This is a genomic window from Catenulispora sp. GP43 (assembly GCF_041260665.1).
Lineage (GTDB): Bacteria > Actinomycetota > Actinomycetes > Streptomycetales > Catenulisporaceae > Catenulispora.
Window position 1 is genome coordinate 51,621 of sequence record NZ_JBGCCT010000025.1, and the last position, 23,620, is coordinate 75,240.

General features: G+C 71.1%; 22 protein-coding genes. 5 read left to right on the forward strand and 17 right to left on the reverse strand.

Annotated elements, in window-relative coordinates; genetic code table 11:
• Window positions 1–29: 29 nt before the first annotated feature.
• Both infA and ABH926_RS37940 read right to left on the reverse strand, forming a co-directional pair.
• Window positions 30–254, reverse strand: coding sequence for a translation initiation factor IF-1 (gene infA / locus ABH926_RS37935; protein WP_370370798.1), 225 nt, complete (start codon window positions 252–254; stop codon window positions 30–32).
• Window positions 251–1,060 carry a GNAT family N-acetyltransferase gene (locus ABH926_RS37940; RefSeq protein ID WP_370370799.1) on the reverse strand — a complete coding sequence of 270 codons (810 nt, stop codon included), beginning with the start codon at window positions 1,058–1,060 and terminating at the stop codon, window positions 251–253. Before ABH926_RS37940 ends, infA begins: the two co-directional genes overlap by 4 nt.
• 247 nt (window positions 1,061–1,307) lie before the next feature.
• Between ABH926_RS37940 and ABH926_RS37945 the strand changes: the two genes are divergently transcribed.
• A complete protein-coding gene (locus tag ABH926_RS37945; RefSeq protein WP_370370800.1) occupies window positions 1,308–2,333 on the forward strand; it encodes a LacI family DNA-binding transcriptional regulator in 1,026 nt (341 codons plus the stop codon).
• Between the two features lie 155 nt (window positions 2,334–2,488).
• On the opposite strand, the gene ABH926_RS37950 is transcribed toward ABH926_RS37945, so the two are convergent.
• Window positions 2,489–4,369, reverse strand: a complete 1,881-nt coding sequence (locus tag ABH926_RS37950; RefSeq protein ID WP_370370801.1) for an arabinofuranosidase catalytic domain-containing protein — start codon at window positions 4,367–4,369, stop codon at window positions 2,489–2,491.
• Between the two features lie 316 nt (window positions 4,370–4,685).
• Between ABH926_RS37950 and ABH926_RS37955 the strand changes: the two genes are divergently transcribed.
• The 3 genes from ABH926_RS37955 to ABH926_RS37965 all read left to right on the forward strand — a co-directional run bounded on the left by ABH926_RS37955 (window position 4,686) and on the right by ABH926_RS37965 (window position 9,063).
• Window positions 4,686–6,380 carry a beta-1,3-glucanase family protein gene (locus tag ABH926_RS37955; protein ID WP_370370802.1) on the forward strand — a complete coding sequence of 565 codons (1,695 nt, stop codon included), beginning with the start codon at window positions 4,686–4,688 and terminating at the stop codon, window positions 6,378–6,380.
• 30 nt (window positions 6,381–6,410) lie between these two features.
• Window positions 6,411–8,255 carry a glycoside hydrolase family 76 protein gene (locus tag ABH926_RS37960; RefSeq protein ID WP_370370803.1) on the forward strand — a complete coding sequence of 615 codons (1,845 nt, stop codon included), beginning with the start codon at window positions 6,411–6,413 and terminating at the stop codon, window positions 8,253–8,255.
• Between the two features lie 70 nt (window positions 8,256–8,325).
• Window positions 8,326–9,063, forward strand: a complete 738-nt coding sequence (locus ABH926_RS37965; RefSeq protein ID WP_370370804.1) for a uracil-DNA glycosylase — start codon at window positions 8,326–8,328, stop codon at window positions 9,061–9,063.
• Window positions 9,064–9,151: 88 nt separating this feature from the next.
• Here the strand turns inward: ABH926_RS37965 and ABH926_RS37970 are convergent, their stop codons facing one another.
• The 4 genes from ABH926_RS37970 to ABH926_RS37985 form a co-directional block, all read right to left on the reverse strand.
• Entirely contained in the window at window positions 9,152–10,018 is an 867-nt protein-coding gene (locus ABH926_RS37970; protein WP_370370805.1) for an SDR family oxidoreductase, read from the reverse strand.
• Window positions 10,019–10,033: 15 nt separating this feature from the next.
• On the reverse strand, window positions 10,034–10,786 hold the full coding sequence (locus ABH926_RS37975) for a PIG-L deacetylase family protein (protein ID WP_370370806.1): 753 nt from the start codon (window positions 10,784–10,786) through the stop codon (window positions 10,034–10,036).
• 64 nt (window positions 10,787–10,850) lie between these two features.
• Complete coding sequence (locus ABH926_RS37980; protein ID WP_370370807.1) at window positions 10,851–12,011, reverse strand: winged helix DNA-binding domain-containing protein; 1,161 nt, start codon at window positions 12,009–12,011, stop codon at window positions 10,851–10,853.
• Window positions 12,012–12,065: 54 nt separating this feature from the next.
• Entirely contained in the window at window positions 12,066–12,929 is an 864-nt protein-coding gene (locus tag ABH926_RS37985) for an enoyl-CoA hydratase/isomerase family protein (protein ID WP_370370808.1), read from the reverse strand.
• Between the two features lie 181 nt (window positions 12,930–13,110).
• On the opposite strand from ABH926_RS37985, the gene ABH926_RS37990 reads away from it, so the two are divergent.
• Window positions 13,111–13,971, forward strand: coding sequence for a YhjD/YihY/BrkB family envelope integrity protein (locus ABH926_RS37990; RefSeq protein ID WP_370370809.1), 861 nt, complete (start codon window positions 13,111–13,113; stop codon window positions 13,969–13,971).
• On the opposite strand, the gene ABH926_RS37995 is transcribed toward ABH926_RS37990, so the two are convergent.
• The 10 genes from ABH926_RS37995 to ABH926_RS38040 form a co-directional block, all read right to left on the reverse strand.
• The gene (locus ABH926_RS37995; protein ID WP_370370810.1) at window positions 13,940–16,312 is read right to left on the reverse strand and encodes a pyruvate dehydrogenase; all 2,373 of its coding nucleotides are present in this window, start codon (window positions 16,310–16,312) and stop codon (window positions 13,940–13,942) included. The genes ABH926_RS37990 and ABH926_RS37995 overlap by 32 nt on opposite strands.
• A 58-nt stretch (window positions 16,313–16,370) precedes the next feature.
• On the reverse strand, window positions 16,371–17,189 hold the full coding sequence (locus tag ABH926_RS38000; RefSeq protein ID WP_370370811.1) for a rhomboid-like protein: 819 nt from the start codon (window positions 17,187–17,189) through the stop codon (window positions 16,371–16,373).
• A 174-nt stretch (window positions 17,190–17,363) separates the two neighbouring features.
• The gene (locus tag ABH926_RS38005; RefSeq protein ID WP_370370812.1) at window positions 17,364–18,398 is read right to left on the reverse strand and encodes a chaplin; all 1,035 of its coding nucleotides are present in this window, start codon (window positions 18,396–18,398) and stop codon (window positions 17,364–17,366) included.
• A gap of 260 nt (window positions 18,399–18,658) precedes the next feature.
• Window positions 18,659–18,844: a chaplin gene (locus tag ABH926_RS38010; protein WP_370370901.1), complete on the reverse strand. Its 186-nt coding sequence runs from the start codon at window positions 18,842–18,844 to the stop codon at window positions 18,659–18,661.
• A gap of 199 nt (window positions 18,845–19,043) precedes the next feature.
• Window positions 19,044–19,652 carry a hypothetical protein gene (locus tag ABH926_RS38015; RefSeq protein ID WP_370370813.1) on the reverse strand — a complete coding sequence of 203 codons (609 nt, stop codon included), beginning with the start codon at window positions 19,650–19,652 and terminating at the stop codon, window positions 19,044–19,046.
• 57 nt (window positions 19,653–19,709) lie between these two features.
• A complete protein-coding gene (locus tag ABH926_RS38020; protein ID WP_370370814.1) occupies window positions 19,710–20,321 on the reverse strand; it encodes a hypothetical protein in 612 nt (203 codons plus the stop codon).
• 57 nt (window positions 20,322–20,378) lie between these two features.
• Entirely contained in the window at window positions 20,379–20,963 is a 585-nt protein-coding gene (locus ABH926_RS38025) for a hypothetical protein (RefSeq protein WP_370370815.1), read from the reverse strand.
• A gap of 68 nt (window positions 20,964–21,031) precedes the next feature.
• Window positions 21,032–21,448, reverse strand: coding sequence for an acyl-CoA thioesterase (locus ABH926_RS38030; protein WP_370370816.1), 417 nt, complete (start codon window positions 21,446–21,448; stop codon window positions 21,032–21,034).
• A gap of 116 nt (window positions 21,449–21,564) precedes the next feature.
• On the reverse strand, window positions 21,565–21,903 hold the full coding sequence (locus ABH926_RS38035; RefSeq protein ID WP_370370817.1) for an NIPSNAP family protein: 339 nt from the start codon (window positions 21,901–21,903) through the stop codon (window positions 21,565–21,567).
• The gene (locus ABH926_RS38040) at window positions 21,900–23,579 is read right to left on the reverse strand and encodes a peptide-N4-asparagine amidase (protein ID WP_370370818.1); all 1,680 of its coding nucleotides are present in this window, start codon (window positions 23,577–23,579) and stop codon (window positions 21,900–21,902) included. The genes ABH926_RS38035 and ABH926_RS38040 overlap by 4 nt, the downstream gene beginning before the upstream one ends.
• Between the last annotated feature and the right edge of the window lie 41 nt (window positions 23,580–23,620).

Genomic DNA, 23,620 nt, shown 5'->3' on the forward strand with positions numbered 1-23,620 from the left:
TCCGAATCAGGCAGCTGACATGCCGGGCGCTAGTTGCGGTACCGGAAGACGATCCGGCCGCGCGTCAGGTCGTACGGCGTGAGCTCCACCAGGACCCGGTCCTCCAGGTTGATCCTGATGTAGTTCTTCCGGACCTTGCCGCTGATGTGCGCCAGGACCCGGTGGCCGTTGTCGAGTTCCACCGTGAACATGGCGCTGCGCAGGCACTCGACGACCTTGCCCTCGACTTCGATGCCGTTCTTGTTCTTCGTCATCGCGCCAGCTCCAGGTCTCGCACCAGCTCCAGGTTGCTGCTCACGGGCCGGGCGCCGACGCCCTCGACCAGCGCCGAGGCCGCCCGGTTGGTCTCCTGCACCTCGGCCCAGGCCTCGGCGGCCCCGCCCCGGTGCAGCGTTTCCAGCGCGTGCGCCAGCAGCGCCCGCCCGATGCCGCGCCGCTGCTCAGCGGCCCGGACCGCGAGCAGCCCGATGCGCGGGCGGCGCACCGTCACCACTCTGATGAGGCCCAGGTAGCAGTCCGGCGTGGCGGCCACCGCGTACTTCGAGGGATCGATGATGGTGTCCCCGGCAGGCCGGGCGATCACCTCCGCCGGCATCGACTGCCATCCGGCGCCCGCCTCGATCTCGTCACGGATCGCGCGGTCCACTTCCCGCAGCAGACCCTCGTCGGCGTGGCCGGCGGGCACGATCGTGACGCCCGAGGGCGGCCGGACGTCTTCGAGCCCTGTGATCCGCGGATCGGTCGGCACCGCGTACTCCCACTCGCGGCGCCGGATCGTGAATCCGGCCCGGGCCCAGCGGGCTCTCATCTCGGTGTCGGCCTCGTCGACCACCGTGTACACCGGCGTGGGGAGTTCGGCCAGCATCGCCTCGGCGAGCCGGTCGAAGGCCGCCTCGTGCCAGGCGTCGATGCAGACGAACAGCCGCCCGTCGGGCCGGTGCAAGGCATGTCCGCGGCCGACGACCAGGTCGTCGTCGAGCGCGTGCCACTGCCTGTCCGCGACGCGCGTGATCAGCACATCGGTCTGGCTCAGGCCGGAAAGAAAAGGCTTGGTATCCATCGGAGTCTCCTTCCAGGAGTGCCTCGATATCAGGCGCTCCTGGCGACACCGAACGTCAGCCGCCGGACCGTGACGGACTGAGGGAGCACCCATGGGGGTATGTGGTCACGGGTCTCACCTCCTCTTGCGGCTTCACGGTCGATCGTGACGTTAGCAGCGGGCCGCCATGGTGCTCAAACACTTTTCCGACCTGCGGCGACGCCAGCCGGTACGCTCGGATCCCCGACACCGCAGGAGGCAGGTTCGCATGACCCGGCCACGGCCCGGACCCCCCGAGCCCGGCCCCGCCGCGGCGTCCCTGAAGAGCATCGCCGACGAGGTCGGGGTCTCGGTCTCCACGGTCTCGCGGGCCTTCACCCGCCCCGAGATGATCGGCGAGCGGACCCGGCACCGGATCCTGTCGGTCGCCGAGCGCGTGGGCTACCAGCCGAACCGCTCGGCCCGGGGCCTGGCCACCGGGCGCACCGCGGTCCTGGGCCTGCTCGTCCCCGACATCGCCAACCCGTTCTTCCCGCCGCTGGTCCGCGCGGCCGAGAACCGGGCGGACGAGGCCGGCTACGCCGTCCTGCTCGCCGACACCGACGAGCACGCCGAGCGCGAACACCGCCTGATGCGCGAGATGCTCAGCCGGGTGGACGGCCTGGTGCTGTGCTCCCCGCGCTCGGCGACGGCGCCGATCAAGGAGATCGCCGGGCGGCGCCCGGTGGTCCTGGTCAACCGCACCATCACCGGCGTGGCCTCGGTGGTGTGCAGTGTGGACGTGGGGGTCGGGGCCCTGATGGAGCACTTGCACGGCCTGGGCCACCGCGGCCTGGTGTACCTGGCGGGCCCGGCCTTGTCCTGGTCGGACAAGGAGAAGCGCGGCTGTGTGCGGCGCCACGCGGCCCGCCTGGGGCTGACGGTCGAGATGCTGGGCCCCTACCCGCCGAGCTTCGAAGGCGGCCTGGCCGCCGCCGAGGCGGTGGCGCGGCTCGGCGCGACGGCGGTGCTGGCCTACGACGACGTCGTGGCGCTGGGCGCCATCCGCGGGCTGACCGAGCGGGGGCACGACGTGCCGGGCTCGGTGAGTGTCGCAGGATGCGACGACGTGCTGTTCGCCGGCATGACCGCGCCGGCGCTGACCACGATCGCGATGCCGAACGAGCTCGCCGGACGGACGGCGGTGGATCTGCTGCTGGACCAGGTGGCCGGTGCGGGACGGGCGCGGCAGGTGGTGCTGCCGAGTGCGTTCGTCGCGCGGGGTTCGAGCGGGCCGCGCAGAGCAGAACGCTGACTTATCTCCGCGCGCAAGCTCATGTCCGAATGCAGGCGTATGTCCGAGTACAAGCTTAGGTCGGAGTACAAGCGCGGCGTGCTGCCGGCTGTCGTCTGACAGCACGCCGCGCGCGCCCGGGAACCGGCCTCCCTCACAAGGCCGGCCGCGAGCCGCTACTCCAGCGCGAACTTCTGCGCCGCGGTGCCGTTGCAGGTGTAGATCTGCAGCTGCGTGCCGTTGGCGGTGTTGCCGCTCGGGTCGTCGAGGCAGAGCCCTGATTGCGGGTTCAGCAGCGAACCGTTGCTCTGCTGCTGCCAGACCTGGCCGCCGACGCCGTTGCAGTCGTACAGCTCGACCTTGGTGCCGACCGCGGTGCCGTTGCCGTCGATGTCCAGGCAGCGGCCCAGGGTCTCCAGCGAGCCGTTGGAGTTGTGGTACCAGTGCTGGTCGACCGCGTACGGCTGGCAGTCCCACAGCTGGACCAGGGACAGGTTCCCGCCGATGTCGTCGCCGGTGACGTCCACGCACTGGCTGCCGGGGGCGTTGACCGTGCCGCCGCCGTTGACCAAGAACGCCTGCGCCGTGGTGCCGTTGCAGGTGTAGATCTGCAGCTGTGTGCCGTTGGCGGTGTTGCCGCTCGGATCGTCGAGGCAGAGCCCTGATTGCGGGTTCAGCAGCGAACCGTTGCCCTGCTGGATCCACTTCTGGCCGCCGACGCCGTTGCAGTCCCACAGCTCGACCTTCGTGCCGACCGCGGTGCCGTCGCCGTCGATGTCCAGGCAGCGGCCCAGGGTCTCCAACGAACCGTCGGAGTTGTGCGTCCAGTGCTGGTCGATGGCGCCGGACTGGCAGCTCCACAGGTTCACGTGCGTCAGGTCGCCGCCAGAGTCGTCGCCGAGGACGTCCACACACTGCCCGCCGGGCAGGGTGATGGTGCCACCGGAGGCCTGCGGGCTGCCGCCGCTGTTTCCGCTGTAGCCCTGCGCGACGATGTTCGCCTGCACGGCCGCGTCCGCGGAGTCGCTCGGGACGCCGGCGGTCATCACGCCTTCGAAGAAGGTGCCGATCGAGCCGTTGCTGTTGTCACCGCCGGTGCCCAGCACGATGGCGCCCTCCAGCGACATCGGCGTGTAGCCGTTCGGTGGCAGCGAGCCGTTGTACCAGGTCGTCAGACCCCCGGATTGGGAGTTGCCGCCTTCTATCTCGAAGGTGGTCTGGTTGTTGCTCTTGAGCATCGCCGTGACGAACTGGCTGTTGTTGCCGGTGTTGGAGGGGTTGGCGCCGGCGCCCTGGTACAGGCCGTTCTCCAGGTCTCCGGTGATCCACGGCCCGCTGCCGGTGCACGGCGAGGCCCAGCAGCTGGTGCCCAGGTTCACCGCCTCCATGTGGCCGTTGCCGTTGTCGCGGTTGTTGGTCTCGGCGTTGCCGTAGTCGAAGCAGCAGCCGCTGTTGACGTGCGTGCCGCTGGCGACCATGTACGCGCCCTGCGCCTGGCCGCCGGTCGGGATCGCCGAGGTGCTGTCGTCGCGGTAGCCGACGCCGGGGCCGACGTACACGCCGTAGGCCTTGTTGCCGTTGACCGTGATGTGCGCGGCGTTGGCGTTCGCGGCGACGTCGGCGTTCGGGTTCGCGCCGCCTCCGCCCTCGATGGTCAGGTTGTTGTGCTGCGGCGACTGGTCGTAGATGACGGCGATGGTGCAGGCGGTCTGCACGCAGAACACGTCCTGCGCATCAGAGTTCGCATAACCGCCGGCGGAGGTGAGGCCGATGTTGGTGGTGGCGCCGTCGGAAGCGCGCCGGACCTGGTAGAGCGGCCCGTTGTAGGACGCGTAGAGCGCCCGGACCGTGCTGTGGGCCGCCACGCACGGGGTTCCCGCGGAGGCGTAGATGTCGCAGGGCTCTTGCGTGCCCGCGGCCCGGGCCGCGGGCCCGGTGGTCAGGACGCCGAGGAGGAGGACCACGACCGCGCCGATCGACATCGCGAGGCGATGCCACAGGCGGGGGCCGGGCTCCGCGCTCCGGTCGGCGAGACGGGCAGGTGGAGATGAACGCATGGCGATGCTCCCTGGGGACGGGGATACACGTAGCCTTACAACCGCGCAGTCCGCCATCGGCGCGCGGGCTGGACACCCTGAGGGTGTGGGTCGGCGTCCGAACAGGCACGGTACGACCGACGTTTCTTTGCGTCAATAAGTGCTCTGTTTTGTAGATCGATGTTCGATCTTTACGAATCCATGGGAAACCAGGACGTTGACGGATGGGCTCCAGGTTTCCATACTCGGAGGCGACGAACGTTTCGTAAACGTTTCCGGCACCACCTCGCACCTCCCTCCCCACAATCGGTGCACCACCGCTCCCGAGGAGCGCCCCATGATGAATCGCAGAAAACTGCTGTCCTCCGCCGTCGCCATCGGCGGCTCAGCGCTGGGCCTTGGCACCGGCGCGCTGGCCTTCCGGGCCTCGGCGACCACCCCCACCCTGCAGATCGCCCTGCAGAACACCACGACCTCGAACCAGGTCTACGCCTACGTCACCGGCCAGGCGATCGACAACAACAACGCCCTGATGTTGCTGGAGTCCGACGGGCACACGGTCTACTACCCGTCCTCCCCCAGTTCGACCGGTACCCCGCTGGGCGCGAACTGCGCGATCGCGCTGGGCGCACCGGGCAGCACCACCACCATCACCATCCCGCACATCGCCGGCGGCCGGATCTGGTTCTCCATCGGGTCCCCGCTGACCTTCCTGCTCAACCCGGGTCCCGGCCTGGTCGAGCCGTCCGTGAGCAACCAGTCGGATCCCAACATCCACATCATGTGGGACTTCTGCGAGTTCACGTACAACGCAGCGCAGATGTTCGCGAACATCAGCTACGTCGACTTCGTCTCGATCCCGATCTCGCTGGCGCTGACCAACGCCTCCGGCGCGACGCAGACCGTCAGCGGCCTGCCGACCAGCGGCCTGGACACCGTCTGCGCGAACCTGAAGGCCCAGCACGCCGCGGACGGCGCCGGCTGGGACCAGTTGGTCGTCACCAACGGCGGCGCCAACCTGCGGGCACTGAGCCCGAACAACGGCATCGTCATCAACAGCTCGCTGTTCTCCGGGTACTACCAGCCCTACGTGGACCAGGTCTGGTCGAAGTACTCGAGCCAGTCGCTGGCCGTGGACACCCAGGCCTCCTGGGGCACCGTGAACGGCCAGGTCTCCGGCGGGCAGCTGACCTTCCCGGGCCTTGGAAGTTTCGCGCAGCCCTCGGCCGCGGACATCTTCAGTTGCAGCACCGGACCGTTCGCCAACACCGCCGGCGCCATGGGCCCGCTGACCGCGCGTATCAGCGCCGCGTTCAATCGCAGCACCCTGCTGATCGACTCCAGCCAGCCCGACGGCGAGAACCCGGCGAACTACTACCAGAACACGATCACCAACCACTACTCGCGGATCGCGCACGCGGCGAGCCTGGACGGCCGCGGCTACGGCTTCCCCTACGACGACGTGGCCCCCAACGGCGGCGCCGACCAGTCCGGCGCCGTGTCCGACGGCAACCCGACGCTGCTGACCGTGGCCGTCGGCGGCGGCACGGCGACCGGCCCGGGCGGCGGCGGCCCGAGCCAGCCCTCCTCCAGTTCCTCGGCCCCTGGCGGCGGCAGCATCAGCGCCTACTCCACGATCCAGGCCGCGAGCTACAGCTCGCACAACGGCACGCAGAACGAGACCACCAGCGACAGCGGCGGCGGCCAGGACGTCGGCTGGATCGCCAACGGCGACTGGCTGGCCTACGCGAACGTCGACTTCGGCAGCGCGGGCGCCACGCAGTTCAAGGCGCGGGTCGCCTCGGGGGCCGGGGCCGGCATCAGCGGCCTGGTCCAGGTGACGCTGGACAGCCCGACGGCCGCGCCGGTCGGCAGCTTCGCCGTCGGCAACACCGGCGGCTGGCAGACCTGGGAGACGGTGCCGGCCAACATCAGCAGGGTCACCGGCGTGCACACCGTCTACCTGACGTTCTCCTCCGGCCAGCCGGCCGACTTCGTGAACGTGCACTGGTTCACCTTCGCTCAGTCCTGATACCCGCCCCGTACCGGGAGGTGCTTCGTCGTGCGCAGGATCCTGATTCTCCTCACCGCCCTGGTCACGGCGCTGGCACCGGTGCTCGGCGTGTCGCCGCCCCGCGCGAGGGCGGCGACCGCCGTGTGCGCGCTGTACTGCGACACGCGTGATCCGTCGCTGGCCCAGCAGGAGACGTTCCCGACACCGAACGTCTATGTGAACAACCGCGTGGTCGAGCTGCACGTGGACGACGTCGACGGGATGGCCTGGGCCAGCATCGACAACGGGCAGCTCAACGACTCGGTGTGGATCGACCGGTCGTGGGACGCCGGCAGCACCTGGGACGGCCTGCTGGGCCAGGCGTGGATCCCGAGCACGTGGACCGGTACCCGGACCCTGATGTACAACATGTACGACCCGTCCGACCACCGGCGCGCGGTGGTGCGGGCCTGCGGCGACGCCAACGGCGTGGTCTGCACGAACTGGGTCCACCTGCCGGTGTGCGCCGCGCGCTGCGACGGCGTCAGCTCCAATGGTTCGGTCGGCAACACCTCGCCGGTCCCCGACACCACCCTGGACGGCCGCGACATCGCCCTGCACGTCGACTCCGGCGGCATGGCCTGGGCCTCGATCTCCGGCGGCGCGCCCGGCGACGAGATCTGGATGGACCGCTCCTGGGACGCCGGTGCGAGTTGGCCGGACGGGTCCAGTAAGGGGCGGGTGAGCGTGCCGTCCGGCGCGACCGGGACGCAGACCGTCGAGATCAACATCGACGACCCGCTGGGCCGGTTGGCCGGCGGCGCCGTGCGCGCCTGCGGCCGCGCCGTGACCGGCGAGAACGGGAGCTGCACAGCGTGGGCGCGCGCCGACGCGGTCCCGACCAGCGCCGCCGCCGACGCCCTGATGTGGTCCTACGACCCGTACAACGCGTGGTGGCCGTCGAGCTGGTGGAACTCGGCCGTGGCGCTGACCTCGATGATCGACTACATGCGGACCTCCGGCGACACCTCGCAGGAGTGGATCGTCGACCGGACGTTCCAGGTGGACAAGGCCGCCTTCCCGGCCGGCGCCCGCAGCTCGGACCCGATCCAGGGCGACTTCATCAGCCAGGCCACGGACGACACCGAGTGGTGGGCGATGGCGTGGATCGACGCGTACGACCTGACGGGGAACCAGACGTACCTCGACGAGGCCGTCACGATCATGAACTATGTGAACACCCTGTGGGACACCGGCACCTGCGGCGGCGGCGTGTGGTGGAACACGCAGAAGACCTACAAGAACTCGGTGACCAACGCGCTCTACGTGGACCTGACCGCCGCACTGCACAACCGCATCCCCGGTGACACGACCTGGCTGGCGCACGCGACCACCGCCTGGACCTGGTTCGAGAACAGCGGTCTGATCAACGGCTCGGGCCTGGTCAACGACGGCCTGACGAACGCCTGCGCGAACAACGGCCAGACGGTCTGGACGTACAACCAGGGCCTGGCCATCGGCGCGGCGCAGGAGATGTACCACGCGACCGGGGACGGCGCGGACCTGACCGAGGCCCGGTACCTGGCCGACTCGGCGGTGCACTCGCCGACGCTGGTGACGAACGGGCTGCTGACGGAGTCGTGCGACACGCTGAACGCGACGTGCGACGACAACCAGAAGCAGTTCAAGGGGATCTTCATGCGCTTCCTGGGGCAGCTGAACGACGACGGCGCGGTCGGGGGCGCTTACAGCGGGTTCATCCAGGCGCAGACCGGATCGGTGTGGAACGCCGACCGGGATTCGCTGAACCGGATCGGGGAGCGGTGGTCGGGGCAGGGGTCGAGTGCGGATCCGAATGTGAGTGATTGGCGTACGCAGGCCAGTGGGTTGGAGGCGCTGGACGCGGGGTTCTGAGTTCGAAAGGCGGGCCCGGCGCGCCCCTGGTCGCCGCGCGCCGATCGTGCCGCACCGGTAGGTTGCGCTTGTGGAATCGCCCAACAAGCAGGCGCCGGCCGCTCCGAACCTCGCCGCGCTGGATCGGGTCCTGTGCGACTGCCGGGCGTGTCCGCGGCTGGTGGCGTGGCGGGAGGACGTCGGGCGGGTCAAGCGCAGGTCGTTCGCCGACCAGAGCTACTGGGCCCGTCCTGTTCCCGGCTTCGGCCCGGCCGATGCGCGCCTGCTGCTCGTCGGGCTCGCGCCGGCAGCTCATGGCGGTAACCGGACCGGGCGCATGTTCACCGGCGATCGGTCCGGCGACATCCTCGTCGAGGCGTTGCACGCGCTCGGGCTCGCCAACCAGCCGACCTCGGTCTCCGCGTCCGACGGGCTGGAGCTGCTGGGCGTGCGCTTCACCGCTCCCGTGCACTGCGCGCCGCCGGACAACAAACCGACGCCGGGTGAGCGTGACACCTGCCGGCCCTGGCTGCTGCGGGAGCTGGAGCTGATGCGGCCGACGGTGCGGGCGATCGTGGTTCTGGGCGCGTTCGGCTGGCAGGCGCTGTTCCCGGCGATCGCCGCGGCGGGCTGCTGGACGGTACCCAAACCGCGTCCCGCGTTCGGGCACGGCGTGCGCGTCGAGCTCCCCGCCACCGATGACGGCCCGGCCCTGGCGATCCACGGCTGCTACCACGTCAGCCAGCAGAACACGTTCACCGGACGGCTCACGCCCCAGATGCTGCGCGACGTGATCGGAACCGCCGCTGCCGAGGCCGGCTTGCTTTAGTCGTCCCCTATGCCACCGCCACTCCCGCAGTCGGGACTGATGTGGCTCACCGCCGGGGATCGGGCTCCGCGACTCAGAATAAAGATTCCTAGCCTCGCCGCGGCAGTTGTTCGCGGATCGGCGCCACCGGCGGCATCACGAAGTCGCGGCGCAGGTGGTTGCCGCCATCGACGACCAGCGTGTGGCCGGTGAGGAAGGCGGCGAACGGCGAGCACAGGTAGGTGGCGGCCCAGCCGAGTTCGTGCCGGTGCCCGGTGCGCAAGGCCGGTTGGCGCTGGGCATCGACGTCGGGCTCGGGGCGCAGGGCCTTGAGGTCCTCGCGCATCTCCTCGTGCGGGAACAGGCCGGGAGCCAGGGCGTTGACCCGGATGCCCTCGGGCGCCCACTCCACGGCCAGGGACTTCGTCAGGTTGCCCACGCCGGCCTTGGCCGCCGCCGCGTGCGCCATGCCGGGGCCGCCGGTGAAGGCCTGGGTGGCCAGGATGTTCAGGATCGTGCCGCGGCTTCGGCGGCCGGTGCAGCGGCGGTGCAGTTCGCGGGAGCACAGGAAGGTGCCGTCGAGCACGATGTCGGTCACGGCGCGCCAGCCGTTCGGGGACAGGTCGGCAGCGGGGACGGGGAAGTTGGCGGCGGCGTTGTTGACCAGCACCGTCACCGGGCCGAGGGCCTCCTCGACCGCGTCGAACGCGCCGCGGATCGCCTCGGGGTCGCGCACGTCACACGGGACGCCCACCGCCTCGCCGCCGGCCGAGCGCACCTCGGCGACGCCGCGCTCCCGGTGCGCGGGGTCCCGGCTGGCGATGCCCACGGCGGCGCCGCAGCGGGCGAACTCGGCGGCCATGGCCCGGCCCAGGCCCGTGCCGCCGCCGGTGATGAACACGGTGACGCCGGCGAACGTCGCGGGCGGCAGCATCGCCGTGCCGAGCGGCGGCGGTTCGGGCAGGCCGGGATACATACGAACTCCTTGTAGTCAGCGCCGCCGCTCGACGTACCACTCACGGCGGCCGACCGAGGCCGCGAACAGCGGCGTCGGCAAACGGATGAGGATGCGATGGAACAGGCCGCCGCGGTTCTTGCCGAGCTGGGTGTGGTGTTCGGCCAGCGCCGCCTGCTTCACCCCGGCGTAGCGGCGGATGTCGTACCGGTGCGTGATGGCCGCGCGCGGGCTGCCGAACCAGCTCGGGTCCGAGAAGTCGTAGCGCCGCAGGATCCGCACCGCCTGCAGCGCCTTGCCCAGCCGCACCGCCGGCTCGCGCGGCACGGTCGCCTCCAGCACCCGCACGCCGGTCAGCTCGGCGGCGCGCGCCCCGACCTCGTGGACGCGGACGTGGTCGCGGTGCCCGTAGCCGCCGGCCGCGTCGTAGCTGAGCAGCAGGTCGGCGTGCTCCTCGGCGATGACGGCGGCCAGCCTCCCCGCCGCCTCGTCGATCGGCGCCCGCATGAAGCGCGGCCGGTCCGGCGGATCGGGGAACAGCAGCGCGCCGTGGCCGCTGTCGGCGTAGCCGAGGTGGTGCACGCGCGCCACGCCGAGCACCCGCGCACTGGCCCGCAGCTCGTCGAGCCGCACCAGGGCGCCGGGCTCGCGGGCGTCGCCCATCGCGCCGTCGCAGGCCACGACGATCACGGTGCGGTGGCCCTCGGCGGCCAGCCGGGCCAGGGTGCCGCCGGTGAGCAGGACCTCGTCGTCGGGGTGGGCATGGAAGGCGATGACGGTCTTGGGCATGCTGGGAGGACGCCGCTCGGGCGGGCGGCGGTTGCCAGGCGGATCACCCGGACGCGGGCCCCGCTCAAGCATGGGGACCGGCCTCCACCTCGCCCAGCACCAGCTCCGTGGCGACGCCGAGGATCTCCCCGACGCGCGCCGCCTGTTCCTCCAGCGCGGCCCGCAGCACGCGGTCCGGCGCGCTGAACGCCTCGACGGTGACGGTCGCGCGGCGTCCGGCGCGTCGCAGATGCCAGATCCCGGCGACCACACCGTCCACCAGCAGGATCGGCCGGTTGCCCGCCTGGCCGCGATTCAGCGCACGCTCAGCGGCCCGGCCCGGGAACAGCCGGTCGCGCGGCTGACCGGCGATGCCGTAGGCGTCGAAGTAGGGAAGCAGCCGGACGCCGCCCGGTTCGGCGTCGTCGAACGCGGTGTCGCCGGCGGCGACCCAGGCGGCCGCGCCCTCGAAGTCGACCTCCTCGATACTCCCCGCACCGGCGAGGCTGCCGAACCCCTTCGCGCCCCACGCCGGGGTGCCGCCGAACCACTTGGCGAACTGGGGCGGCGTGGCCGGACCGTAGGACCACAGATAGTCCCGCACCACGGCGGTCAGGGCTTCGTCGGTGTCGGCGGGCTTCACCTCAGGGTTCATATACGTGACCTTGCGGCCGCGTCCGGCGCCGAAGCACAGCACGCCGCGGTGTGCGGCCATGGCCATCGCCTGCCGCCAACGCGGCCACATGGTCTGGAACGCGGGCATCACCTCGTCGATCGCCCAGGGCCCGGCGAGGTCGCCGACCGCGGCATCCAGTTCCTCGGTGGTCAGCTCGCTGCCGAGCGCGGAGGCGACAGCGGTCAGGACCGAGTCCAGTTGCTCCGGTGTCAGGCGAACGTCCGGGGCGAAGCGGTCGGTGATCGGCGGCAGCGCGGACAGGGCCCCGAGCCAGGCGCTCAGTTCCGCGGCGGGGAGCAGATGGACGGTCCCGCGCGGGCCGAAGGTCTTGACCAGGGTGCGTTCATTCCATAACGCATCTCTGACATCGACGGCCGCGGCGCCGGGGGCCCGGATGGCGACGGAGAGCTCTGCGGCGGACATGATCTGCGCGTGGGCGCCGGCCATCGACGCGACGGTCCCGGCCAGATCGAGGCCTGCGGAAGGCTGTGGTTCGGCAGCCAAACCGGCGCGCGCCAACCGCCGCGCCGACACGCGCTGCCAGTCCACTGTCATCGTCTTTGTGCTCATAGAATCAGTGTGCCGTCTGCCACTGACAAGTTTGAGCGAACCAGCGCAATTCGCTCATTTCCCCTCGAACTCCGCTGCCCGTCGCGCCGCCTTCGCCGCGTATCCGGCCGGCGCGTCCTCCGACACGAACGTCGTCGCGGCCAGCAGCGCCGCCTGCCCCATCGCCTCGCTCAGGCCGCGATCGGCGAAGGTGTCCACCGAGCGCTTGATCGCCTGCACGGCCAGCGGGGCGTTGGCCGCGATCTCGCGGGCCAGCGCGTACGCCGCCGGCAGCAGGTCCTCCGGGGCGACCACGTCCTGTACCACCCCGATGCGCGCCGCCGTGGCCGCGTCGATGCGGCGGCCGGTCAGCGCCAGCAGCTTGGCCCAGCCGCTGCCGGCGTCGCGGGCCAGGCGCATCTCGCCGCCGGCGTCGACGGCCATCCCGATCGTGGCCTCCGGCAGGGCGAAGACCGCGTCGGCGGCGGCCAGGCGGATGTCGCACATCAACGCCAGCTCGAATCCGAAGCCGAGGCAGTATCCGTGCACGGCCGCGACGATCGGCTGGGGCAGGGTGGCGAAGGCGCGGAACTGCTCGTGCACCCACCGGAGCCCCTCGGCGAAGTTGCGGGCGCGTTCGGCCGGCGAGCGGCCGGTGATCCGGTCCTCCGGCAGCCCCAGGTCCACACCCGCGCAGAAGGCCCGCCCGGAGCCGCGCACCACCAGAACCCTGATCCGGTCGTCGAACCGGATCCGGGCGGCCAGGCGCGCCAGTTGCCGGGAGGCCTCCCAGCTCCACGCGTTCAGCTTCTCCGGGCGGTCCAGCACCAGCGTCGCGACGCCGGGACCGGCCTCGTCGGCATCGGTCTCCAGCCGCAGCTGCCACTCCTGCTCCGGCAGCGCCGGTTCGGTCCGGAACGTCGACCTGACATCTGACACACCGTCAGGTTACTGAACGGCGTGTCGTACCCGGAAGAGCCGCCGCATACAGTTTCCTGACCTGCGTGTCCGAAGATCTGCGAGACGACCTGCGAGACGACGCGGGGGTAGGCCAGCGGGTAGGTCCGCGCCACCGCCGCCGAAGCACCGGCTACCGCAGCAGGTTCCCGCGGTTCGTCCAATGGGTCGACCACCAACAAGGCGTCCACCTCAGCCGTCTGCGCACAGCCCCCTACCTCGGCCGCGCTCTGGCCACCTACTCCCGTCGCTGCTGCCGGTGCTCGTGCTCGGCTACCTCGGCCTGGCCTGGCTGGCCCAGCGCCACCCGCACCGCTACAAGAACGCCGACCAGAACCTGGCCAAGACCATCGGCATCCCGGTGCAGGACGTCAGCTCCCTGTTCGACGCCCAGGCGCACGCGCTGCTCACCGCCACCACCTCGATCATCGGCGTGATGGGTGTCCTGTACGGGGCCTGGGCCTGGATGAACACCCTGGCCCGGGCCCAGCGCACGATCTGGGGCACCGAGGACGACCCGGTCCCCTGGCGCCGCGGCGTCCGCGACACCGTCGCCGCGCTGGCCGCGATCCCGCTGATGTTCCTGGGCTTCGCCGTCTCCGGCATGAGCTGGGGCCGCCTGCGGGTGCGCTGGCACCGCTCCGGCCTGAGCTGGCAGACCCTGGGCACGCTCGTCATCGCCACCGTCCTGCTGGCGGTGGGAACGGTCCTGTTCGCGGTCGTCTGCCAGCAGCTGTGCCGCAGGCTCGGCGGCGCGCCGGCGTCCAGAGACCTGTGGCTCAGCGCGGGCGCGACCGGCCTGTGCACCGCGGTGCTGTCCGCGGTGGCGCAGGAGATCGTCCGCCACACCGCGTCCAACCCCTACGGCATTGTCATCGACTTCGTCGGGCTGATGGTGTGGGTCAGCATCGTGATCCGCGTCCACCTGTCCCTGACGCTGTGGGCCGCCGAGGAGGATCCCTCGACGGCCCACAGAGCCGAAGTTCAGCCCATTAGAGAGCCAAGGCAGCCAGCGCCGCGTTGACGATCGCGCCGGGCACCAGGTCGTGCTGGGCGTACAGGTCCGCCACGGTCCCGGACTGGCCGAAGCTGTCCACGCCCAGCGGCACCGCCGGCACCCCGACCGCCGAGCCCAGCCAGGCCATCGCGTGCGAGGCGGCGTCGTGCACCGTGACGATCGGCGCGCGCCCCGGGAACAGCTCCTTGAGCACCGAGGGCCGGCGCGGGCCGGAGGCGCTGCGGTAGTCCTGCTGCAGCGCGCTGCGCCATCCGGTGTAGAGCCGGTCCAGGCTGGTCACGTCGACCACGTGCGCCGCGACGCCCTCGGAGGCCAGCTCGGCCGCGGCGGCCAGCACCTCCGGCAGCACCGCGCCGGAGGCGGCCAGGTGCACCACCGGCGCTCCGGCGTTCTCCAGCTCCGAGGCCACGTGCAGCCGGTAGCCGCCGGCCAGCACCTGCTCGCGCAGCCGCTCCTCCCCCACCCGCGCCAGCGCGGCCTCGAACGGCGCCTGGTCGATGGGCCGGGTGGTCAGGCGCAGGTAGGCCGAGGAGCCGGCCTCGCCGCGGCCCATCCGGGCCAGCGCGTCGCACAGCACCCAGTCCAGGGTGCGGGTGTAGGCGGGCTCGGAGAACACCACGTTCGGCAGCTCCAGGCCGATCGAGGCGGTGATCGTGGACTGGTGCGCGCCGCCCTCGGGGGCCAGCGTGACGCCGGAGGGCGTGCCGGCGATCAGGAAGCGCGCGCCGGAGTAAGTACCGTAGATGAAGGCGTCCAGGCCGCGGCAGACGAAGGGGTCGTACACGGTCCCGATCGGCAGCAGCGGCTGGTCCGACAGGTCCCAGGTCAGGCCGAGCTGGCCCAGCAGCAGGAACAGGTTCATCTCGGAGATGCCGAGCTCGATGTGCTGCCCGGAGGGGGACTCGTTCCAGCGCACCGGGGAGTCGGCGGCGGTGTAGTTCCGCACCTCGGCAGGCGCGAACACGCCGAACTTGTTGATGAACCCGGCCAGGTTCGTCGAGGTCGCCACGTCCGGGGCGGTGGTCACCAGATGCCGGGCCACCTCCGGGGTGCGCGCCAGGCCCGAGACCAGGCGGCCGAAGGCCTCCTGCGTGGAGGTCGGCTTGGCCGGCGAGCGGGTCTCGACCTGGACCGGGACCGGGACCGGCGGGTGCGCGGTGGGCTGCGGGCGCTTCAGGAGCGCGGCGCGCGCGGCGACCACGCGGCCGGCAGCGGTGTCCGGGGAGATGCGGTCCCACTCGGTGGCCTCGGTCAGGCCCTGGGCGGTGCGCAGCTGCGCGACCTGCTCGGTGCTCAGCAGCGCCGAGTGGTTGCGCGGGTTGCCGGCGATCGGCAGGCCCCAGCCCTTGACGGTGTAGGCGAAGACCACGCTGGGGCGGTCGGTGACGGCGTCGCACTCGGCGTAGGCGTCGAGCATCGCGGTCAGGTCGTGGCCGCCGAGGTCGGTGAGCAGGGCGCCGAGGTCCTCGTCGGGGACCACGGACAGGATCGAGGCGACCTCGGCCGGGGCGCCTTCCAGGAACTCCGTGCGCAGGCGCGCGCCGTCCAGGCCGAACAGCGACTGGTAGCGCTCGTTGGACATGGCGTCGATCCACGCCTTCAGCGCGCCGCCGCCGGGCCGGTCGAACACGGCCTGCAGGCGGCGGCCGTACTTGACCTCCACGACGTGCCAGCCCGCGGCCTCGAACTGCAGGCGCAGCTGGCCCTCGCGGATACCGGGCACCACGCGGTCCAGGGACTGCCGGTTGAAGTCGACGATCCACATGACCTCGCCCAGGCCCGCGCACGCCGGGTCGGCGATGGCCTCCCAGACGTTGCCCTCGTCCAGTTCGGCGTCGCCCAGCAGCGCCACGAAGCGGGAGCGGGGCCGGGCCCCGAAGTGCGCGTCGACGTAGCGGCGCGCGGCGGCGGCGAACAGCGGCGCGGCCGGGCCCAGGCCTACCGAGCCGGTGGAGAAGTCCACACGGTCGGGGTCCTTGGTACGGCTCGGGTAGGACTGCAGGCCGCCGAAGGCGCGCAGCTGCGTCAGGTAGGAGCGGTCCAGTTCGCCCAGCAGGTACTGGATGCCGTGGAAGACCGGCGAGGCGTGCGGCTTGACCGACACCTTGTCGTCCGGGCCCAGGTGGTGGAAGTACAGCGCGGTCATGGCGGTGACCAGCGAGGCCGAGGAGGCCTGGTGGCCGCCGACCTTGACCCCGTCGCCGGTGGCGCGGTCGTGGTTGGCGGCGTCGACGATCCTGGTGGCCAGCCACAGGACGCGTTGTTGGATCTCGTTCAGGGCTTCCAGGTCCGCTCGGCCCGCCGGATCGGCGGACGTCGGGGCGGACTGGGGAACTGCTGCGGGCATGGCGCATCCCTCGCGGTTCGGGGGCGGACGTCGTTGTCACACGCCCGGCTCTGCGGGGTCACCGCGCCAGGCTCGTGGTCTCATTATCGGACGTCGGCTCGCCTGCTGAAAACGTCGAGGTCGAACGGGGGATCTTGATCCACGGATCGCCTCTGCGCCGGCGCGCGCGATCAGTTCTGGTCAGCGGGTACAGGGACAGCCCGATGCCGAAGGCGACCAGGTGCCCCAGCGGGGTGTAGTCCACCGCGGCGTCGAAGTCCTTCAGCGAGGCCTGGTAGAGCAGGTAGGCCAGCATCAGCGACCACACCGACAGGCGGTAGGGCCAGCGCAGCCGGTAGGCCAGCAGCGCGGCGCACGCGTAGGCGCCGTAGCTGATGCCGACGTCGATGGTGCGGGAGTAGACCCGGTCCTGCTCGGGGGTCAGGACCACCGTCTCCTCGATCCACAGCGCGATCAGGAGCGTGGCGCCGATGTGGCCGGCCAGGAACGCCAGCACGGTGCGCCAGGTGCCGATCCAGCGCTCGAGCGGCGCCAGGTAGATGAAGGCGGTCAGGGCCATGAACACCAGCTCGTTGACGTCGGTCCACATCGCTGAGCCGAACAGCACCGTCAGCGGCTCCTTCTTCAGGTGCGCCAGCGTGGTGGAGTGCGTGAGCAGCACCGCGTTGCGCAGCCGCGGAGACAGGCCGATCAGCATCCAGGCGTGCACCACGACCAGCAGCGACAGCGCCGTGGTGAACGGCGCCAGCCGGGCCCAGGCCTTGAGCCAGTTCCAGCCGATGCGCACATGCCGGCTGGCCCAGGTGTTGGTGCGCAGGAGGTACACGACCAGTAACACCGCCGGAATGGCGGCAAGTTCTACCCAGCCGGTCCTCATGTGCCCAGTGTCTCCCTATCGACCCGATCAGCGCCTGTCCTCGGTGTATTCCCAAGACTGAGCAGCACTGTGCAGGTTCCCGCTGAGAAGCCGATGAAAAACGCGGGAACGCAGCGAAGACGGGATCCGGATCCCTGAGGGACCCGGATCCCGCCGCTCCTACCAGGGTGAACGCTAGAACGAGCGACCCGGCTTGAACTTGCGGTACATGAACGCGCCGCCGCCCATCAGCGCCGCGCCGATCGGGGCGAGCATCAGGCCGTCGGCACCGGTGTGCGCCAGCGTGCCGACCGCGGGCGGGACGACCGAGCCGGTCTCGGGCGGGGTGGTGCGCGGGGCGGTCCAGCCGGTAGTGGTGGTGTTCGGCGGCGAGGGCGGCGGGGTGCCGATCGGGGGCGTGGACGGTGCGCCGTTCGCGCACGTGTTGCCCTCGGCGCCGTTGCCGACGCCGACCACGTTCACCGAGTCGCCGCAGACGTTCACCGGGACGGAGATCGGCAGCTGGACGGTGTTGCCGGATCCGACACCCGGAGAGCCCACCGAGCTGCCGGTCGCGGTCGAGCCGCCGGTGGTGCCGCCGGCGTTGGCGCAGTGGTTGCCCTTGGCCCCGTTGCCGACGCCGACCACGTTGACGGTGTCGCCGCACAGGTTGACCGGGACGTCCACGGGGACCTGGACGGTGTTGCCCGAGACGATGCCCGGGGAGCCCACGGAGCTGCCGGTGGCCGTGGAGCCGCCGCCGGCGCCGCCGCCGTTGTAGCAGTGGTTGCCCAGGGCGCCGTTGCCCACGCCGACCACGTTCACCGAGTCGCCGCAGGCGTTGACCGGGATGTGCACCGGGGCCTGGATCGTGTTGCCCGAGAGGATGCCCGGGGAGCCGACCGAGCTGCCGGCCGCCGACGCTCCGCCGCCGGCCGTCGCGCCGCTGCCGCCGGCGCTGGCGCCGCCGGAGTTGGCGCAGTGGTTGCCGGCCGCCGGGTTGAGCAGGCCCACCACGTTGGCCGTCACACCGCAGACGTTGATCGGGATGTCCACCGGGATCTGGATGGTGTTGCCCGAGAGGATGCCCGGCGAGCCGGCGGTGGTGATGCCGGCGTCGCCGACCCCGGCGGCCGACGCGTCGGCGTGCGCGATCCCGGCCCCGCCGGTGGCGAGCAGCCCACCGGTGGTGAGTCCGAAAACGATCCGCCGCTTTGCTTGCGATTGCATGAAAGCCCCTGCCTTGTTCCGTCTGCCGTGTTCTTCAGACGAGCCGATAGACCTATCCGACTAACGAGGCGGTCAGCGGGAGGTTTTTCCCGGCAAACCGTGAATCGTTCGTACGAGTGAACCGGGGCAGCCCGGGGCAACCACGGCGCCGGGCTGGTTGTCGGGGGCTTTCGGCGCATACGGGAAAGGGCGGCTCCGAGGACCCGCCAGGGATCCTCGGAGCCGCCCTCGGGGCCGCCCATCAGACGGCCGCGGCTTTGTCAGCCGTTGACGCAGGTGTTGCCGAACGCCGGGTTCAGGAGGCCGATGACGCTCACGGTCAGACCGCAGGCGTTCACGGGCACGTGCACCGGGACCTGGATGGTGTTGCCCGAGACGATGCCGGGCGAGCCCACGGCGGAGCCGTCGGCGGTGGCCTCGGCACTGGCCACACCGGCCCCGGCCATCGCCAGGCCGCCGGTGGCGGCGACGAGGGCGGCGATCTTCTTGGTCTTCAGCACTGGTACTTCCTCCTGGGTAGCGGCGGCACCGATCACGTGCCGCTCGTCCGGAGAAACGACCACCGCTCACTGAGCGAAACGCCCACCGACCGGCGATCAGCCGATCTGGTGAAGGTATGACTTCCGACTTGTGGGGCGGTTCGGGTCAGAAGCACGCCACGACGGCGGCGACGCCCAACTCCCGATCGACGGCCTCGCGGAAGACCCGGAGCACGCCGTCCACGAGCTCAGCCCCCTTCGACCGCGGGCCGTCCGCGAGCTCGTCGAGCCACACGCAGATCGAGGCGACCAGGTCCTCGCGATCCGCACCGGTGAGCAGTCCCTCGACCTCCGACAACGCGGCCGCGGCCTGGTCCGCGGTGAGCAGGAAATCACCGAGGCAGCCGGGCATCCGGGCCGCCCGCACCGCCCCCAGCGCGTGGTAGAGGGCCGCCGCCGGAGACGACTTGCGCGCGCCGAGGCCGAAGGACTGTGTCTGCCCCGCTTCACCGATCCGCTCGATGACCTCCTGCACCAGGTCATCGCTGGCGACGTCGTAGAAGACATCGCAGAACGCTCGGCTGGCCTCGGTCCACACCCAGCCATGGCGATCATCGAGCTCGATGAACGCGACGTCGCCCTGGTCGGCCCACCAGGCCATGACCTGCTCACGATGCTCGGTCCCCGCCGCGAGCTCGTCGGCGTAGCGCTCCCGCCATGTCTGTATCTGCTCGTCGGCGGCTGTCGTCAGCATCCAGAATCCGGTGAAACTCACGTCTTGATGAAACCAGAGCCCGCCGACAAGGCCGGCCGATCCGCAGGTGCCGTCGGGTCAGAAGCACGCCGACACGGCCGCGGCGCCCAAGCCCTGTTCGGCGGCGCGGCGCAGGACGCGCAGCGGAGCGTCCACAATCTCCGGCGCTTCGGACGCGGCGTCGTCGGCGGCATGCTCCAACCACCGGCCGACCCGCTCGACCACCTGGGCGCGGCGCGCTCCGCCCAGGATCTGCTCGACCCGCGGCAGCACGGCCGCGATCTCGTCGGCGGCGATCAGGAAGTCCCCGAGACAGCCCGGCATCCGGGCGGCGTCGGCGGCACCCAGCGCCTGGTACAGGGCCGCCGCCGGAGCACCCTTGCGCACACCGGGGCAGCTGCGGCCCGGGGCGGCGCCGGCCGTGTCGGCGGCGGCGATGACCTCGTTCGCCAGGTTGTCGGAGACGCTGTCCCAGAACAGGTCGGCGAAGGCGAAGCCGCTCTCGGTCAGCCGCCAGCCCTGCCGGTCGTCCGCCTCCAGGAATGCGTCGTCGCCCAGGGCCGCCCACCAAGCCAACGCCTTCTCACGGCTGTCCGCCGCCTCCGCGCGCTCGTCGGCGTAGCGCTCCCGCCAGATGCGGATCCGCTCGTCGTCGACGGCCGTCAGGATCCAGAAACCGGTGACACTCATCCCTTGATGAGACCACAGCCCGCCGACAAGGCCGGCCGATCCGCAGCTGCGATCGGGTCAGAAGGTCATCGGGACCGCGGCGACTCCCAGGCCCTGGTCGGAGGCGCGGCGGAAGACCCGGAGCAGCCCGTCGAGGATCTCGGACGGTTCAGCCGCCGAACCGTTGCCGCCGTAGTCCAGCCACAGCCGGACCCGCTCGACCAGCGCCTCGCGCTCGGCGCCGGCGAGCAGCCGTTCGAGGTCCGGCAGGATCGCGGCGACCTCGTCCGCCGCGATCAGGAACTCGCCGAAGCCGCCCGGCAGCCGGGCGGCCTCCGCCGCCCCGAGCGCATAGTAGGCGGCCGCCGCCGGAGCGCCCTTGCTCGCTGCCGCGCTGACGAAGCCCTGCGCGCCGGCTGCCTCGGCGGCGGCGATGACCTCCTGGGCCAACTCCTCGCCGGCCGGCTCCCAGAACAGGTCCGCGAACGCGGAGCCGGCCTCGGTCCGCTGCCACCGGCCGTCGCCGACCGGCTGCAGGAGCCCGTCGCCGCCGAGGCCGGCCCACCAGGCCAGCGCCTGGTCGACGCCGTCCGCCGCCTCCGCGATCTCGGCCGCGTAGCGTTTCCGCCACGCCTGGATCCGGTTGTCGGCAACCGTCGTCACGATCCACATCCCGGTGACACCCACCGGTCGATCAGACCAGAGACCTCTGACAAGAGCCGCCGGATCCCTCAGATCCCCAGCACCGACGGATCGCTGGCCAGCGCCGCGAGCCGCTCGGCGGGGTTAGGCACCAGCTTGCGCGCCTTCAGGTCCATGATCCCGCCGGTGACCACGATGTCGGCGCACACCGTGCCGTCCGTCTTGGTGATCTGCTGCTTGAGCTGGAACACCTTGCCCTCGGCCCAGGCGAACTCGCAGGTGACGTCCACCTGCTCGCCGCCGCGCAGCTCGCGCAGGTACTTCACGTTCACCTCCAGCGCGACCGGCCCGATGCCGCCGGCGACCATGGCGTTCTGCTGGATGCCCGCGGCGGCCAGCAGCTCCCAGCGGGCGTGCTCGGAGTACTGGATGTAGACGGCCTGGTTCAGGTGGCCCTGGGTGTCGAGCTCATAGCCGCGGACCGTGATCGGGACCGAGAAGACCATGGTCGTCTCCTTTTGTGCGATGGCGTGTGCGCCAGTGAAAGACAGATCAGGGGCGACCGTGGTGGCCGCCCCTGACATGTTACTAGCGAGTAGCTTCAAACGTCCTTGTGGAAGAGCTACAAAGGACGCCGCATACCTTCGACCACCGCGGCAGGCGTCTCCACCGCGATCGAGTGGTACTGCACCATCGGCGTCACGATCGCCTCCCGCGGCCCCTCGAGCCACGCCGCGCTGGAGTAGAACGCGTCCTCCTGCTCCTGCAACTGCTCCAACGACTCGAACGCCCGCATCAGGAACGCCTCCTCGTGGCCGTCCTCGGCGTACAGCGACGGCCCGGCCGCCACCACGTCGATCCCCGCCTTGGCCAACAGCGGGATCGCCTCCTCGGTCATCGCGCGCAGGAACTCCTCGCGCGTGCCCGGGTGCAGGCGATAGGTGCGGATCTCCAGAATCATTGACACCCCGTCTTGTAGTCCTGCGTCACGTAGCCGTGGTCGGCTGCGATGTAGTGCCCGTAGCACCCGGAACGGTCGGCGCCGACGTACAGTTCCGAGTCCGAGCCGTCCGCCGCGGTCACGACGCTGTTCACGCGCTGCAGGTTGCCCTTGGCCTGCACCCGGTCGTCGACGGCCGAGACCGGCTTCCAGGCGTTGCCGTGGTCGGCCTCGGTGCTGGTCAGCTGGCGCTCCACGCTGACCTGTCCGTCGACCGTGTACGAGTCCGAGTTCGCACCCGGGATGTAGGTGCTGGTCATGTCGATCGGGTACGACCACGTGTCGTGCCGCAGCTGCCGGTGGCCCAGGCCCGGGCCGTCGGAGGCGGCGGTCTCGGTCCAGCCGGAGTCCCGCTGCTTCACGGTCTGCACCGTGCCGGCCTGCGCGATGTCGTCGCTGTTGGTGTAGGCGCTGTGCCGCGTCACGCTCGTGGTGATCCGGCCGTGCGAGGTGTCGACGTAGCCGGCGACGGTCCAGTCCCGGGTCACGGCGGCGGTGATCAGGTCGCTGCCGTCGGGCTGGGTGGCGACGTGGTAGTCCACGGCCGGCGAGGGGCTGATCGTGTCCTGGGTCAGCGCGCCGGAGGTCTGCGCGGAGCCGGCGTCGACGTTCACGAACAGGCTGCCGTCCATCAGCCAGGTGTCGCTGATGTCCGAGGGCGGCACCAGGGTCACGGTGTGCGGCTTGCCGTCGGCCAGCAGGCCGGCGAAGGGCGTCAGGTCCAGGTCGTAGGGCTGGGTCCGGAACGCGTCGATGCTCGGGATCGGCCGCCACATCAGGGGGCTGACGCCGCCGGTGTAGATGACCGGGAACGGCTGCGCGGTCCCGGCCGGCTTGCCGTCGACGTCCACCTGCACCTCGCGGTACGTCCCGCCACCGCAGAGCCCTTCGCTGGCGTGCGAGGCGGCGTAGGAGTCGGGCACGTTGGAGTACCAGAACTCCTCACAGCCGCCGCCGCGCGCGTACAGCTGCAGGTCCGCGCTCTCGGTGTTGCGCGGCAGCGTCACCGTGGTGCTCGCGGTCTGGCCCTGGGTCAGGCCCCACCAGCCGGCCGCCGACGTGCTCTGCGAGATCGGGACGACGACGTCGCTGTGCGCGGCTTCCGGATGGTGCTTGTCGGCCTGGTAGTAGGTCACGGTCATCGTCATGTGATAGGTGGCCGTGTACGTGTCGTTCACCACGTTGCCCAGGTCCACCACCAGCGGCTGCGGCGTGCGCAGCAGCGGGATGAACGCCGAGATGTCCTGGTCCACGTGCCAGGAGATGCCGGCCGGATCCGGCTCGGGGGTGCTGGTCCGGAACACCTCCGACCCGCCGATCCACACGCCGGCCAGCCGGTCGTACTGCCGCCCGGCGGCGTTGCCGGACCAGTCCAGCACCACCTTCGACCACGGCCCGGGACAGGCCGCCGGCGGCGCCAGGGTGCCGGTGAACGGCTGGCCGTAGCTGTTGGCGAAGTCGTGCTGCATCGCCGTGACCGTGCAGCTCGGGGTGTCCGGCCGCGCGATCGGCGGCAGCGCCGTGACCGGGTTCTGATAGTTGATCTCCACGGTCGGCGCGGCGGCCGCGGCGGTACCCGCGAACGTACCGGCGACGAACATGGCCGCGGCTGCGGCCAGAGCCAGGGGTCTCCACATGGCTGACACCCTGGCAAGCCCCTGAGCTACATACAAGAGCT

What these genes read in the sequence shown, in the direction of transcription:
- ABH926_RS37945 (WP_370370800.1), top strand. Translation starts at nt 1,308, where the DNA reads ATGACCCGGCCACGGCCCGGACCCCCCGAGCCCGGCCCCGCCGCGGCG.
- ABH926_RS37975 (WP_370370806.1), bottom strand. Translation starts at nt 10,786, where the DNA reads ATGCCCAAGACCGTCATCGCCTTCCATGCCCACCCCGACGACGAGGTC.
- ABH926_RS37940 (WP_370370799.1), bottom strand. Translation starts at nt 1,060, where the DNA reads ATGGATACCAAGCCTTTTCTTTCCGGCCTGAGCCAGACCGATGTGCTG.
- ABH926_RS37955 (WP_370370802.1), top strand. Translation starts at nt 4,686, where the DNA reads ATGATGAATCGCAGAAAACTGCTGTCCTCCGCCGTCGCCATCGGCGGC.
- ABH926_RS38030 (WP_370370816.1), bottom strand. Translation starts at nt 21,448, where the DNA reads ATGGTCTTCTCGGTCCCGATCACGGTCCGCGGCTATGAGCTCGACACC.
- ABH926_RS38000 (WP_370370811.1), bottom strand. Translation starts at nt 17,189, where the DNA reads ATGAGGACCGGCTGGGTAGAACTTGCCGCCATTCCGGCGGTGTTACTG.
- ABH926_RS37970 (WP_370370805.1), bottom strand. Translation starts at nt 10,018, where the DNA reads ATGTATCCCGGCCTGCCCGAACCGCCGCCGCTCGGCACGGCGATGCTG.
- ABH926_RS37980 (WP_370370807.1), bottom strand. Translation starts at nt 12,011, where the DNA reads ATGAGCACAAAGACGATGACAGTGGACTGGCAGCGCGTGTCGGCGCGG.
- ABH926_RS37990 (WP_370370809.1), top strand. Translation starts at nt 13,111, where the DNA reads ATGGGTCGACCACCAACAAGGCGTCCACCTCAGCCGTCTGCGCACAGC.
- infA (WP_370370798.1), bottom strand. Translation starts at nt 254, where the DNA reads ATGACGAAGAACAAGAACGGCATCGAAGTCGAGGGCAAGGTCGTCGAG.
- ABH926_RS38035 (WP_370370817.1), bottom strand. Translation starts at nt 21,903, where the DNA reads ATGATTCTGGAGATCCGCACCTATCGCCTGCACCCGGGCACGCGCGAG.
- ABH926_RS37995 (WP_370370810.1), bottom strand. Translation starts at nt 16,312, where the DNA reads ATGCCCGCAGCAGTTCCCCAGTCCGCCCCGACGTCCGCCGATCCGGCG.
- ABH926_RS38005 (WP_370370812.1), bottom strand. Translation starts at nt 18,398, where the DNA reads ATGCAATCGCAAGCAAAGCGGCGGATCGTTTTCGGACTCACCACCGGT.
- ABH926_RS38040 (WP_370370818.1), bottom strand. Translation starts at nt 23,579, where the DNA reads ATGTGGAGACCCCTGGCTCTGGCCGCAGCCGCGGCCATGTTCGTCGCC.
- ABH926_RS38010 (WP_370370901.1), bottom strand. Translation starts at nt 18,844, where the DNA reads ATGGCCGGGGCCGGTGTGGCCAGTGCCGAGGCCACCGCCGACGGCTCC.
- ABH926_RS38020 (WP_370370814.1), bottom strand. Translation starts at nt 20,321, where the DNA reads ATGAGTGTCACCGGTTTCTGGATCCTGACGGCCGTCGACGACGAGCGG.
- ABH926_RS37950 (WP_370370801.1), bottom strand. Translation starts at nt 4,369, where the DNA reads ATGCGTTCATCTCCACCTGCCCGTCTCGCCGACCGGAGCGCGGAGCCC.